This is a genomic window from Acinetobacter sp. D009, assembly GCF_038562025.1.
Taxonomy (GTDB): Bacteria; Pseudomonadota; Gammaproteobacteria; order Pseudomonadales; family Moraxellaceae; genus Acinetobacter; species Acinetobacter pittii.
Map to the genome: position 1 here is coordinate 3,032,207 of NZ_CP151886.1, position 12,991 is coordinate 3,045,197.

Below are 12,991 nucleotides of genomic sequence, written 5' to 3' on the forward strand. Positions count from 1 at the left end.
CACTTCAGTTCCTTTGAAATCTACATTAACCCTTAACAACGAGGATGGCTACCATCACAGCTAAAGACCATGACTTTTCCTTGAATAGCCAAATTCCCATTCATCATTAAACCCATGAAACCAGTTTCACGCCCATAGTCATAGGCTGATGGAGTCGCTGTAGCAACTTGCTGTGCTGCACTATTAGCAGTCGCAGCATATGTCGGTTTTTTGAAATATGCATAATCATACATATTTGCACTCGAGCCTTGCGTTGTTGTTGAGCTGGTAAAGTTATCTTGCTCAATTGATAAAGCATTGAAACCAAAATTACGCAATAAAATCGGTTGAGCTGAGCTAAAACTAAGCTGAATAGCAGGCTTAATCATTTCAGTATTACTTTTATCAAGATACTTTAAATCAACGCCATCCAAGCCCATTTTTTGAATATTTAAAGTTCCTTGTACGCCTTTAAACACGAGCCAAAGCTTATTACCACTATCACTATTTTCAGCCCAACCACTTGGCTTAGTTGCATCTGCTTGTACAAAACGTTTGTTAATCGCTAAACCTATATGACAGAACTCAACGTTCTCACAGACACCACCACTACCATTGTCAAAGACACCGTTAGCTGTCTGGTTTAAATTAAGCATTAAAGATAAATCAGCACCAGCTTGACCATTAATCGCCTGCAAAGCGTCATTATCTAAAGTTTGCAGCTCAGCATGAGTAACTGTTGTGCAAAGAGCGAGGATCAAAGTACTTATTTTTTTCATATCAATCTCCTCCTCTTATAGACCTTTAGTTGTAAGTTTCAAGTGCTGAATTAAAACACCGTCAATAACACCTGAACCCATGTTATTACTAATGGCTGAACTAATTTGTGCTCCAGATAATTTATAGGTGTTCAAATCTGCATTTGGTGTAGTGCTATACCAACGCCCCCCTTCGTAACGAGCATCTGGTAAAGGTGTGCCGGCTGGCACAGTAAATTGAGCGCCATTCCCTGCATCAGCTAAGGTATAACCTGTATTATTTACTGTTGGGTTATAATAAGAGGTACTGTCAATACTAGCCCAGTTAGCACCCTGAGAATCAAATTTTAAGCCTGTACCTGCATTTCCAGTCCAGCCCGTTGCTGTACGGTACTGCCAAGTATCGTAGCAAGTACCTAAGTTCAAGAACCCACAGCGATACTCACCAGCACGACGTTCTTGATTCTGCAATTGGTAGAAGTTTTTAGTCTGCGTTATAGCCGCTACAGTGCCCGTAGGCAATTTACCAAATGAAATACCGACCGCGTCTTGTGTACTATTCCCTTTAAATGCTTCTAAAGTATTGTTCGAAGAATTATAAACAGTTGAACCAATTGAAATACTGCTATGCGTTGCACTAGAGCCTTGGTAAGTTTTACCGCCTAAGGTTACATTGGTCCCACATTGGTAAATATTACAAGTTGAGCCTAAGTAACTCGTATCGGCTCCACTATAGTCTGTATAAATTTTCTTATAAATTTCAGGTTTATTTGGAATACGAGCAAGTTCTAGACTAAAGTTTTTACCATCTGAGCTTAAAACCAATGGTTGATACAAAGAACCCAACACAAGGTTAATATTAGGGTTATAGAGATATAAACCTTCATTCGCATCAAAAGTTGGTGCAAACCCACCATTAATTGCAGGTGTTACCAAATTACTTTGAGTAGTTCCAGATTCACGAGTGCTCAAACGCAATACGTTATTCATAGCGCTGTCTGTTGGGGCAGTCCATGAACCAGTTGAAGTAATTGTCGTAGTTTGACTACGAATACGATACAACCAATCTGAACTTGGTGAATCATTACTTGGAGCGCCAGTATATTGAGTACTATAGCGATTTACCCATGGGCCAACTGTTGAGGTAGGAGTATTTGCAGTAATCGTTGCTCTTAAATTAGAGGCATCTCCACTATTTAAACGCACTACTCCAGCGAAACCTAAAGTATCATTATAGAAAGGGCTCATTCCTCCAGCAGATGTCGCTCCACCTAGGGTCTGGAAAAGCTGCAAACGGCTACCATTTAAACTAAAGTTATTCCAGACCCCTTGTAAACGAAGACGGTTTGCACGACTTGCATCCGTACTCGTACCAATTAAACCATTCGAATCACCATAATTAAATTGATCTGCGGCGCCATTTATTTTATTTGGATTACGGACAAAAATATCTGTCCATAAGCCTAGTTTTAGCTTATATGCATCTATACCAGCAGCGTCTTTTGTTCCTACCTCATACAAAGGCGCTTCTAGAGCTAAATTAGTCACTTGGCAAGTTGGATCAGTCGCACCTGTACAATTATTTGCACTAAAATTCGGTACTAAGTTTTCTGTAGCAACTTTAAAAATCCATGGGTTAACCGCAGTACCCCAACTCGAAATTGCAGCGGCTGCATCGGTAGAAGCAAGGCGAGTATTGGTATTATTATCAGATTTGGAAAGTGCTAAGCCATAAAGAAAAATATCAGCTTTACCTACCGCACGGTCACCAGAATCAATCGAGCCATTTTTATTGGTATCAGCGGCTGTCATACTTAAAGGACCAACAGGTACATAATTGATATAACCTGTATCTTTAGTACGATCGGTTAATATCTGACTTGAGGTTTCATTTGCGCCTGCACCACGAAATACCATATAAGTATTCTGTGGCAAGATAGCAATACCTTCACCTGTAGTTTCACTTAAGCCCGCATCAGAAAGTTCTTCGAGTGCGAAACTAGGTTGGCTTATACAAAGCCCGATTAAACTTGCCAAAACGGTTTTTTGAAACCTTACCGTATAATTAAGTGTAGTCATCTTGACCTTCCTGTTTTATACGATGCCGTGCACCATATTTATTTTTCTTTAACAATCCTTGATGCCAGGTGAATCTATCCTTTTCACCTTAGACAAAGAGGCAAATCTAAAAGATATTGCCAACCTTTCCACATTTCTATTATGCGGAATATTTGCACAAATGCAAAAAAAAGCATGTAAAAATTTACTTTTCCGATGAATGTAGAGCAGCTTAATCTGCCTTCTCGGAATTTAACAAAAAGTTAAACCCGAACCATGGCAGTTTGGCTTAAAATTTTGATTCGTTAACTGCAAATTGCTTAAATTTAATGTAAGCGGACTATTTTTCAAATCAATAGTACCAATATTTACATCCAAATCACCTACACTTAATAATCCTAATAAATCATAAGTTTGTGCTGGATTATTTTGTAAATAAGCAGAGACGGCCGTCGAAATTTGTGGAAATAGTGGTGAAATATCAATCGCATCTTGCGGAATGATGTTACCGATGTTAACGGGGTTTGCAAAAGACATCCACCAACCTTTTTGAGCCACATCATCTGGTTTCGCACCTGGCCATTGGAGCATTTGATTTTGTAGCGCGAGATACATTGGTGAATTAATTGGTAAATTATGAATAAGACCCAATGACTGAGTTAAATTTAAATTCGCAGTAATATTTGAAATCGTACCATTCATATATACATTAGGAAATTTAGCACCTTTACCTGCAATCAAACATGCTAATGGAGTACAGTCTGTTACTGTAGCTTCCACTCTACCGCCCTGTGTATAAATACCTGTTGGTTCTGGATAAGCTGGGTCATGTGGACCTGCTGCATTGTATTGCACTGTTCCATCGACCGGATAGGAACTACTATGACCTACATAAATATTTGGGACTTTAACGGGAGCAGATAAAACTTTAGAACTAACCCGATTACCATTCACTTGAATTGGAGCAATTTCAAAATAGTTATTTTGAATGCCAGGAATATTAAATCCGCCATTTGAAGTAATAAAACTAACTTCTGCAAATCCACCTAAACCTAAAGCTTGTAAACGACCTGTAACTGCATTAGCACCATATAAATTGTCCCGCGTAGCAGAAGTTGTTGCATAACCTTTAATTAACCCACTGCTATCAGATTGAACCTGCATATAACCAGAAATCGAGTTAATGCCATTTGGCCTAGTTGTGTTTTCAGTACCTGCTGTAAGCAAGCCGATAAATTTCTCAGCACTTAATCTTAAACCTGCGACTTCACGGGTTGACGCGGAATTAGGGTTTTTAATCGCAAACTCTATGAACGGATTTGTTAAAACCGCAGAAGATGAAGCCCGCTCTTCGCTAGTCATAGCTAAAGGATTGCCATTCGCATCAAACTTTTGTCCACTTAAGCTCAGATTATCAATATCAATGTCACAGCCACCAGCACCATTTACACCACCACAACCTAACTGTAATTTACGAATATTGGTGTTAATTTCTAGTTCAGCTTCCAAACCTAATTTATAGAAACCAATATTACTACTGTTGTCGCGTAGTTTTTCTAAATTTGCAGAGTCCGTAGGCGCAATATAAGACATACTCATTAAAGCTTGGCCACGAGTTGCTGATAGTTCAGCATCTGACATAGGGACTAGTGTAGAAGCAGCGTAAGCTGAACAAAAACATAGACTTCCGAGTGTCAAAAGTGCTACTCGAAGAGACGTAAACTGTCGCATGGCCGACCTCCGTATCCGTGGGGGCATAATCCTGTTTAATTTCTTTTTATTTGGCCTATCTACATTTGATAAATATTTAACTAAACATTATCAAAGAAAGCCTATATCAACCACATTTACTTTTAAATTCTGTGATGCAGAACAAAAAAACAAATCAATTATTGATCATTTTATATCATTTTTTACAAAAGGAAACTGTCGTTTATCATAATTCCGATAAACGCTTCTCAAAAAAATTTTATTTATAAAATTGGGCCACCTAAGTGACCCATTATTTTTAAAATCTTTTCATCGAGGAAAGATTAAGTTTTAGGAAGCGTAACACCTGTTTGACCTTGGTATTTACCACCACGGTCTTTATAAGAGGTTTCACATACTTCATCACTTTCAAAGAATAGCATTTGTGCTACGCCTTCCCCAGCATAAATACGTGCAGGTAAATTTGTTGTATTTGAAAATTCTAAAGTAACGTGACCTTCCCATTCAGGTTCTAATGGAGTCACATTTACAATAATACCGCAGCGAGCATAGGTTGACTTGCCTAGACATACAGTCAACACATTGCGAGGAATACGGAAATATTCAATTGTACGCGCTAGAGCGAATGAGTTTGGCGGAATAATACAAACGTCAGACTCAATATCGATAAAACTTTTGTCATCGAAATTTTTTGGATCGACAATTGCAGAATGTACGTTTGTAAAAACCTTAAATTCACGGGCACAGCGTACATCATAACCATAGCTAGAGACCCCGTAGGAAATCAACTTTTCACCATTTTTATCAAAACGGACTTGATTCTCTGCATAAGGTTCAATCATGCCGTGTTTTTCGCTCATTTCGCGAATCCAACGATCAGACTTAATGGCCATGTATTTTCTATCCAAAAGGTAAATTCATTGATTTCGACGTACTTTAACTTAAAAAACCAATTATGAAAACAACACAGAGCTACTCAAATAAATAAGAATAGCTCAGCTGCACATTTAGAGGTTCAGTAAAGCAGAATAACTAATTGGAATTGAAAAGCTGACCAATACAAGTGAAGCAGTTTTTTGCAAGTTAGTTTGATTTAACCAACCTACTTTTTTAGATGCTAAAACCGATCCCAAGAAAATCCAGAACAATGCAATTGGGGTAATAAGCGCTAAATAAGCCATCATATGAATTAAATAAATATGAAAATTACTCCATGCACCTACTGGGAAAATTGCTGAGGCAAACAGTAATGCTTTTGGGTTTAATAAAGTGGCGCAGAATAACTCACGAGCACGAATTGTTGGCTGATTTAATTCAACTTCTTGATTTGCCGTATGCCATAACTTGATGGCTAAGAAAATAATATAGCAAGCGCTCAATAGCTTTAGAATAGGCGGCAGCATTGGTAGTGTGCTAGACACTTTTCCAATCAGCATTCCCCATGCAGAAATAGAGATGACATAACCTAAAACTTCTGCTGGAATAAGTTTTACTGACTTCCTTAAACCCACTTGTACCCCAGAAGAAGCTAGTAAGGTATTGGTTGGACCAGGAGTAAGTAAAATTGTGGCTACTAAGCCAATAAAAAGCCATGAAATCATTGAATGACCTCACAATATAGTCATCTCAGATTAATAGATATCCTGTCACAAGGCAAAAGGTAATTGTAAGACAAAGTATTTCAAATTATTTTCAAAATAAAAATAAAGTATATAAAAACAAATATTTATAAAATTATCACATAAAGTCGAGAAGAAAACTTTACGGTCAGTTGTTATACTTTTCAAATAGATTCTGAGTTAAGTAACATAACTATTTTTATTTTAAGTCTATTTTTCCATCAAAAGTCTTTATAATAAAAATATATAGCACTGGTAAGTTTAAATTTTAAGCTTTTAATAAGTTTCAATTCATATATTGTTTCTGATTTTTTTATATAGAGCATCGCGCTTTACTACCCTTAATGATTATGGCAAAGCATTTTTTTCAATCTTGGCTTCCCTCCCCCGAGAAAGTTTCAAATATGAAATTTCTAAGGATTTTTGGTAAAAAAACCCTTAATCCTGTGCTTTGGTATGTCAATCGAAAATCAATTACCCGAGCTGTTTTTGTCGGAACTTTTTTTGGTTTACTGCCTATTCCTTTTCACAGCGTATTTATTGTGATGGCGGTATTACTATTTGAAGTAAATTTACCAATTAGCTTGATGCTCGCTTGGTTAAGTAACCCGCTTACATTAGTTCCTATTCTATATATTGGTTTTTGGTTCGGTGCACACATTTTTCATGTGCATATGATTAACAAAGAAATGCTGCTAGGTGTATTGCATCAGATTTCTCGTTGGATTACTCATTTCGGCCATGGCCACATTGATTTTAGTCTTGCGAAAATCTTGATGACTGGACTTGTTGTAGAAGCTTTTGTATTTGCTGTTATTTTATATATATGCACAGAAATTTTCTGGCGCTGGATGGTTGTTAAAAACTGGAAAAGTAGACATCATCAAAAGAAGCAAGAAGAGGTTTTATAAAAGCTTCACTCTTCTTGCATAAGTTTAAATCATTATTTCGGTAGTTTTGATTTCATATATTCTTCGGCCACATTAAGCACATATTCTTGGCAAGCCTCTCCTGTACCAGGGTCATAAGCTCCGTTATTGGTAATATTATTAGATAAGATTCGAATGCCTAGGAAAGGAACATTAAACTGGCTTGCAATTTGTGCAACAGAAGCCGCTTCCATTTCTTCAACAGAAGTACCATAACGCTGGTGGAAAAATTGAATACGGTCAAGTTCATTATTCCAGACATCTGCTGAACCAATCGTTCCTTCAACCACATCACCTTTATCATAACGGACTTTATGTGCCGCCATTAACAACTCTTGGTCACCTTCAAATTTGCGTATTGCAATCGGCTCTGGGTCAGATTCATCTGTTGGTAACACATCAAAAGCCTCAACCCATGTGAGTGAGTTTGAACCACCACCCACTGGCTGTTTAGGTGTTCTAAATGCACCAATATTGGTTGTATATTTTCCTAAAACAATATCATATACATGCAAGTCAGGATCATGTCCACCTGAGGTTCCCTGATTGATGATCGCAATTGGTTTATAGCGTTCAATCGCTAGAGCAGTTGCTGCAGCAGAGTTACTCATACCCATGCGGGTTTTAGAAATAATCATTGGATAACCATTATAGGTACCTTTCCAAAAGGTCCATCCTCCAATGGTTTCAACAGTCTTATTTTCTAACTTTGAAGCCATTCTTTCCGACTCTACAGGTAAAGCACCCTGAATAATGATCGGCTGTAACTTCTGTTTTTGTTCCTGAACTGTTGGTGTTTGTGAAGCAGATGAGTTGTCATCGTTACATCCAACTAAAAATAAAGCGCTACATAAACTGATTACGCCCAAACTATACTTAAATTGCATTTTTTAACCTTTCTTTTTAAAAAGTGTAAGGTAGCAATCTACATGCCAATTTCAAGTTCAGCTTTGTTATTAGGATTCAGTAATTTAATTTTTTATTTTAATCACATGATAAAAAACCCGACTTAAAGCCGGGTTTTAATACATTAGAAAATACGCTTATCATCACGTGTGCGTTGAGGGATTTTTTCAATCTGCTGCCAGACTGATTTAGCAATCTCAATATAACTATCAGCCGCATCATCCATTGCCACAACACTCGGTTTACCCTGATCAGCATGTTCACGTATTTGAGCATTTAGAGGCAAACGGCCTAACAATGGAATATGGTATTGCTCGGAAAGCTTATCACCACCACCGATACCAAAAATTTGCTCTTCATGGCCACAGTTTGAACAAATATGAGTCGACATGTTTTCGACGACACCTAATACTGGAATACCCACTTTATTAAATAATTCAATTCCTTTGGTGGCATCAAGCAAGGCAACATTTTGCGGAGTAGTCACAATGATTGAGCCTGTAACCGGAATACGCTGTGCAAGCGTAAGCTGAATATCACCAGTACCTGGTGGCATATCAATCATGAGTACATCTAAATCAGGCCAAAGTGTTTGATTAAACAGTTGCATTAGAGCGCCTGTTGCCTTTGGTCCACGCCATGCAACAGGTGTGTTGTTATCACCTGTTAAATGACCAATAGAAAGCACAGCCATACCATAAGCATCTAAAGGTACAAAATTTTCACTTTCAATAAGTGGGGTTTTGCCAGCGTTTCCTAGCATTGTGGGAATACTTGGGCCATAGATGTCAGCATCTAATACCCCAACCTTAAGACCCATTTTTTGCAAGGCAAGCGCCAAATTAACCGTAGTTGTCGATTTACCAACGCCACCCTTTCCAGATGAAACTAAAATAACATTCTTAATGCGAGGGTGAAGTGGAACATCTCTTTGTTGCGGAGCGGCTTTTTGAATCGGTGGATTATTTGGATCTGGTTCTGATTTAGGTGAGGCATCAAGCACAGGAGGTAGGTTTGAACTTTCTTGTGTAGGGCGCTTTTGTTGAACTACGTGTAAATTAAGTTCTTCAATACCGCACTTTTCTAATGCACCAGCTAAATCATCATGGATTTGCTGCAAATGCTCTTTTTCATCAGGAAATGTATTAATCGTAAGTTGTAAAACACGACCTTGAACTTGAAGCTGACTAATGCGCTCCTTTAAAGCATCTTTTGAATGGGGTAGTAAATAGTTTTGGAGTACGGTTTGGATTTCATCTTCTTTCACCTCTTGTGCGGGTGAAAAAACGGACTTTAATGAAGAAAGCCAAGACATATTGTTTACTCCAAAAACAGATCATTACAGCTTAATGGAGATAGTGTAACAGTATTGCTCCGCACTCGCTCACCTTGGGATGAATAATTACTAACTTCACATCTCATCTTTTAGGTAAGGAGTGCAGATTTTAGTTTAAATCAGCTTATTCAGCAGAATCATGGTTCTTTAATTTATTGAGTTTATCGGTCGCAGTTTTCTTCAACTCATCAAGTTTTGCGGTTGCTTGCGTTTTCAACTCATCCAATTTTGTAGCAGCCTCTTCCTTTAATTCCGCAGCTTTGGCTTTAGCATCGTCAAGTTTATGAGCTGCTTCTGTACGCAAATGATCAAACTTATCTTGTAGACTATGCTGAGCATCCTCAAGTTTACCTTTTAAATCAGTTGCTTTTTCTTCAAGAGCCTCTTTACCAGAAGCTTGTTTCTCTTTTACATTTTCCTTTAAATCGTCCAAAGCTTTTTCGCCTTGTACTTTCGCATCAGCTGCTTTTGCCTTTAATTGGTCTACCTTATCTTCAACTGCTTCTTTACCAGCAGCTTGCTTCTCTTTTACATTTTCCTTTAAATCGTCCAAAGCTTTTTCACCTTGTACTTTTGCATCAGCCGCTTTTGCCTTTAATTCATCTAATTTATTTTCTGTAGTCATCGTTGTTATCCTCATTTAATTAAAAAATTACCTGAATAAGTTATTAGTTATACATCGTTATGGCTTATTTTCTGACCGTAACTGCAATTTGAAACAAAGACAATACAGGAAGATTCAAATATTTTTTGATTTGTTTATCTGTTCTAAAGAGAAACCATGCCTGACCAAAATCCATTTTAATAGAAATCGCTTATGCCAAGCCGAAGATTATTAATCTTTGCTTATCTCCCTGCATCAGTTAAAATCTTCCACCTTATAAATACGAATGAGAGAATGAAATCCGTGCGTAAAATTTTAGTCACTAATGCCCTCCCTTATGCTAATGGTCCAATTCATATGGGTCATTTACTCGGTTACATCCAGGCAGATATCTGGGTTCGTGCCATGCGAGCAATGGGTCATGATGTGACTTATGTATGTGCGGATGATGCTCACGGCACAGCAATTATGCTACGTGCCGAAGCAAATGGTATTAGCCCAGAAGAGCAAATTGCGAATGTTCAAAAAGAACACATCCGTGATTTTGACGGTTTTGGCGTACATTTCGATCATTACGATTCAACGCATAGCGATGCAAACAAAGCACGTTCAACAGATATTTATATTAAAAACCGTGAAGCTGGAAATATTGCAGTTCGTCCTGTAACTCAATTATTTGACCCAGAAAAAGGGATGTTCTTGTCTGACCGTTTCATTAAAGGTACATGCCCAAAATGTAAATCAGAAGATCAATACGGCGACTCATGTGAAGTGTGTGGTACAACTTATAATGCAACCGAGTTACTTAATCCACGTTCAACTTTAAGTGGTGCAACACCAGTTGAAAAATCATCAGATCACTATTTCTTCAAGCTTCCAAACTTCTCTGAATATTTACAAAAATGGACGCGCGATGAAGGTCGTTTACCTCTTTCGATTGCGAACAAGTTAGATGAATGGTTTGAAGCAGGTTTAGCAGACTGGGATATTTCTCGTGATGCACCATATTTTGGCTTTGAAATTCCAGACGCACCGAATAAATATTTCTACGTATGGGTAGATGCCCCAATTGGTTATATGTCTAGTTTTGAAAACTATATCAAAGCTAAACGCCCAGATTTAAAGTTTGATGATTTCTGGAAAAAAGATAGCCAAAATGATGTTTATCATTTTATTGGTAAAGATATTGTTTACTTCCATGCTTTATTCTGGCCTGCAATGCTTGAAGGTGCGAACTATCGCACTCCAACTGGTCTTTTTGTAAATGGTTTCTTGACTGTAAATGGACAAAAAATGTCTAAGTCTCGCGGTACTTTCATTAAAGCCGAGACGTACTTACAACATCTAAACCCAGAATATTTACGCTATTACTTTGCTTCTAAACTTTCAGATAAAGTTGAAGACTCTGACTTGAACCTTGATGACTTTGTTCAGAAAGTAAATTCAGACTTAGTCGGTAAAGTCGTTAATATTGCTAGCCGTTGTGCGAAATTCATCAACAGCAGCTTTAACAATACGTTATCTGCTCAAAGTGCAGAAACTGATTTAGTACAAAGTTTTATTGATGCTGGCGATTCAATCGCTGCTGCATATGAAGCACGTGAATTCTCTACGGCGATCCGTGAAATCATGGCGCTAGCTGACCGCGCAAACCAATATATTGACGAGAAAAAGCCTTGGGCACTTGCGAAACAAGAAGGTCAAGAACAACAAGTTCTTGATGTATGTTCTGTTGGTATCAACTTATTCCGTCAATTAGCGGTGTACTTGGCTCCAGTTCTGCCAACTTTAGCTCAACAAGTTCAAGATTTCTTAAAACTTGAAAGCTTCGATTTCGAGTCACGCAAACAAATTCTTGTAAGCCATGAGATTGCGCAGTTCCAACCGCTTATGCAGCGTGTTGATCCAAAAGCTGTTGCAGCTATGGTTGATGCTTCTAAAGAGTCTTTAGGTGCTCCTGCTCCAGAAGCAACTAAAGCAACGGCGAAAAAGGACAAAGCTGCCGAGAAAAAAGCTGCCCCTGCTCCAGCAGTGGGTGAAGCTGAAATTATCGGTATCGAAGACTTCTTAAAAGTTGACTTACGTGTTGCTCAGGTCATTGAAGCAGGTACAGTTGAAGGTTCAGATAAACTACTACAACTTACTTTAGACGTTGGTGAAGCTGAACCACGCAATGTATTTAGTGGCATTCGTAGCCAATACGCACCAGAAGACCTAAAAGGTAAATTGGTTGTTATGGTGGCTAACCTTGCACCACGCAAAATGCGTTTTGGTATTTCAAACGGCATGGTACTTGCTGCCGGAAATGGTGAAGGTATTTTCATTATTTCTCCAGACAGCGGTGCGAAACCTGGCGATAAAGTTTCTTAATCTGCTTTCAAAAAAAGCTCCCTAAATTGGGAGCTTTTTTATTTTTAAGGGCTTTGAATAGGTTTAAACGGGGCTTACTAAATTAGGACCACGGCCACCCTTCGCAAGGGTTATTAAATAAAACGTGTATATTTCCCAACTCTTCATTTGTTAAATAGCCATTCTTATTTTCATCTAAATAATGAAATAGCTCTGTCTGCTTGTTTTCACCTTGAAAACGTTTATCACTCGGCCAGTTATAAGGATAAAAGTCTTCAACCCGTTGAAATTCTTTTTGGCTATACATGCCATCATGATTTAAATCATATTTTTCCTGAAAAAGCTCCCAATCTAAAGAAGCAGGCTCACATGCACTTACCATATTAAAAACACAGTAAGTTGCACATCCAGCAAGTAACTTAATAGTTAGCTTGCTCATGATTATTCACTTGTATATCGGAAATTTTATAATCCTTTTCATGAACCGGAGTACCCACAATACTCATGGTCCGCTCATTTGCTGGCTGTTGCTTGCTCATCGTTTTCATCTCACATCCTGTAGTTAAGATGAGAAAAACTACAGAAATGCTCACCATTAGTTTTTTCATAACGTGATCCTCATTTCTTTTTGTTTTATTTATTAAGTTACCACTTTTAAAGTATTTAAGTGCTAAAAAAGATATTTAAATTTGTATATATTTTACGCAAAAATAAAGCCAGACTATAAATAGCTGGCTTCGGAT

The 12,991-nt window shown here is 37.9% G+C and carries 12 protein-coding genes; 2 read left to right on the top strand and 10 right to left on the bottom strand.

Translation table 11 applies throughout. The features are described from left to right. Positions 1 to 32 precede the first annotated feature (32 nt). From AAC388_RS14480 to AAC388_RS14500, 5 genes are all read right to left on the bottom strand, one after another. The gene (locus AAC388_RS14480; protein WP_101664015.1) at positions 33 to 758 is read right to left on the bottom strand and encodes a DUF6160 family protein; all 726 of its coding nucleotides are present in this window, start codon (positions 756 to 758) and stop codon (positions 33 to 35) included. A 15-nt stretch (positions 759 to 773) separates the two neighbouring features. Next, positions 774 to 2,816, bottom strand: a complete 2,043-nt coding sequence (locus tag AAC388_RS14485) for a hypothetical protein (RefSeq protein WP_342370849.1) — start codon at positions 2,814 to 2,816, stop codon at positions 774 to 776. Between the two features lie 231 nt (positions 2,817 to 3,047). After that, positions 3,048 to 4,526, bottom strand: coding sequence for a hypothetical protein (locus AAC388_RS14490; protein ID WP_342370850.1), 1,479 nt, complete (start codon positions 4,524 to 4,526; stop codon positions 3,048 to 3,050). Positions 4,527 to 4,828: 302 nt separating this feature from the next. Then, the gene (gene dcd, locus AAC388_RS14495; protein ID WP_002120290.1) at positions 4,829 to 5,398 is read right to left on the bottom strand and encodes a dCTP deaminase; all 570 of its coding nucleotides are present in this window, start codon (positions 5,396 to 5,398) and stop codon (positions 4,829 to 4,831) included. Between the two features lie 114 nt (positions 5,399 to 5,512). Continuing rightward, positions 5,513 to 6,106 (bottom strand): LysE family transporter, encoded by a 594-nt coding sequence (locus AAC388_RS14500; protein ID WP_032004285.1) that lies wholly within the window; start codon positions 6,104 to 6,106, stop codon positions 5,513 to 5,515. A 362-nt stretch (positions 6,107 to 6,468) separates the two neighbouring features. On the opposite strand from AAC388_RS14500, the gene AAC388_RS14505 reads away from it, so the two are divergent. Next, on the top strand, positions 6,469 to 7,035 hold the full coding sequence (locus tag AAC388_RS14505) for a DUF2062 domain-containing protein (protein ID WP_016802582.1): 567 nt from the start codon (positions 6,469 to 6,471) through the stop codon (positions 7,033 to 7,035). Between the two features lie 32 nt (positions 7,036 to 7,067). Here AAC388_RS14505 and AAC388_RS14510 read toward each other — a convergent pair whose 3' ends face one another. From AAC388_RS14510 to AAC388_RS14520, 3 genes are all read right to left on the bottom strand, one after another. Then, positions 7,068 to 7,940, bottom strand: a complete 873-nt coding sequence (locus AAC388_RS14510; RefSeq protein WP_002120400.1) for a 5'-methylthioadenosine/S-adenosylhomocysteine nucleosidase — start codon at positions 7,938 to 7,940, stop codon at positions 7,068 to 7,070. A gap of 143 nt (positions 7,941 to 8,083) precedes the next feature. Beyond that, positions 8,084 to 9,274, bottom strand: coding sequence for an iron-sulfur cluster carrier protein ApbC (gene apbC / locus AAC388_RS14515; RefSeq protein WP_002120320.1), 1,191 nt, complete (start codon positions 9,272 to 9,274; stop codon positions 8,084 to 8,086). 145 nt (positions 9,275 to 9,419) lie between these two features. Continuing rightward, positions 9,420 to 9,920: a hypothetical protein gene (locus tag AAC388_RS14520; RefSeq protein WP_017386611.1), complete on the bottom strand. Its 501-nt coding sequence runs from the start codon at positions 9,918 to 9,920 to the stop codon at positions 9,420 to 9,422. Positions 9,921 to 10,202: 282 nt separating this feature from the next. Between AAC388_RS14520 and metG the strand changes: the two genes are divergently transcribed. Further along, positions 10,203 to 12,269, top strand: coding sequence for a methionine--tRNA ligase (metG, locus tag AAC388_RS14525; protein WP_309167436.1), 2,067 nt, complete (start codon positions 10,203 to 10,205; stop codon positions 12,267 to 12,269). A gap of 82 nt (positions 12,270 to 12,351) precedes the next feature. Here the strand turns inward: metG and AAC388_RS14530 are convergent, their stop codons facing one another. Further along, complete coding sequence (locus tag AAC388_RS14530) at positions 12,352 to 12,687, bottom strand: hypothetical protein (RefSeq protein WP_017386609.1); 336 nt, start codon at positions 12,685 to 12,687, stop codon at positions 12,352 to 12,354. Further along, positions 12,668 to 12,856, bottom strand: coding sequence for an NF038215 family lipoprotein (locus AAC388_RS14535; RefSeq protein WP_309167405.1), 189 nt, complete (start codon positions 12,854 to 12,856; stop codon positions 12,668 to 12,670). The genes AAC388_RS14530 and AAC388_RS14535 overlap by 20 nt, the downstream gene beginning before the upstream one ends. Positions 12,857 to 12,991 lie beyond the last annotated feature (135 nt).

What these genes read in the sequence shown, in the direction of transcription:
- AAC388_RS14480 (WP_101664015.1), bottom strand. Translation starts at nt 758, where the DNA reads ATGAAAAAAATAAGTACTTTGATCCTCGCTCTTTGCACAACAGTTACT.
- AAC388_RS14485 (WP_342370849.1), bottom strand. Translation starts at nt 2,816, where the DNA reads ATGACTACACTTAATTATACGGTAAGGTTTCAAAAAACCGTTTTGGCA.
- AAC388_RS14490 (WP_342370850.1), bottom strand. Translation starts at nt 4,526, where the DNA reads ATGCGACAGTTTACGTCTCTTCGAGTAGCACTTTTGACACTCGGAAGT.
- dcd (WP_002120290.1), bottom strand. Translation starts at nt 5,398, where the DNA reads ATGGCCATTAAGTCTGATCGTTGGATTCGCGAAATGAGCGAAAAACAC.
- AAC388_RS14500 (WP_032004285.1), bottom strand. Translation starts at nt 6,106, where the DNA reads ATGATTTCATGGCTTTTTATTGGCTTAGTAGCCACAATTTTACTTACT.
- AAC388_RS14505 (WP_016802582.1), top strand. Translation starts at nt 6,469, where the DNA reads ATGATTATGGCAAAGCATTTTTTTCAATCTTGGCTTCCCTCCCCCGAG.
- AAC388_RS14510 (WP_002120400.1), bottom strand. Translation starts at nt 7,940, where the DNA reads ATGCAATTTAAGTATAGTTTGGGCGTAATCAGTTTATGTAGCGCTTTA.
- apbC (WP_002120320.1), bottom strand. Translation starts at nt 9,274, where the DNA reads ATGTCTTGGCTTTCTTCATTAAAGTCCGTTTTTTCACCCGCACAAGAG.
- AAC388_RS14520 (WP_017386611.1), bottom strand. Translation starts at nt 9,920, where the DNA reads ATGACTACAGAAAATAAATTAGATGAATTAAAGGCAAAAGCGGCTGAT.
- AAC388_RS14530 (WP_017386609.1), bottom strand. Translation starts at nt 12,687, where the DNA reads ATGAGCAAGCTAACTATTAAGTTACTTGCTGGATGTGCAACTTACTGT.
- AAC388_RS14535 (WP_309167405.1), bottom strand. Translation starts at nt 12,856, where the DNA reads ATGAAAAAACTAATGGTGAGCATTTCTGTAGTTTTTCTCATCTTAACT.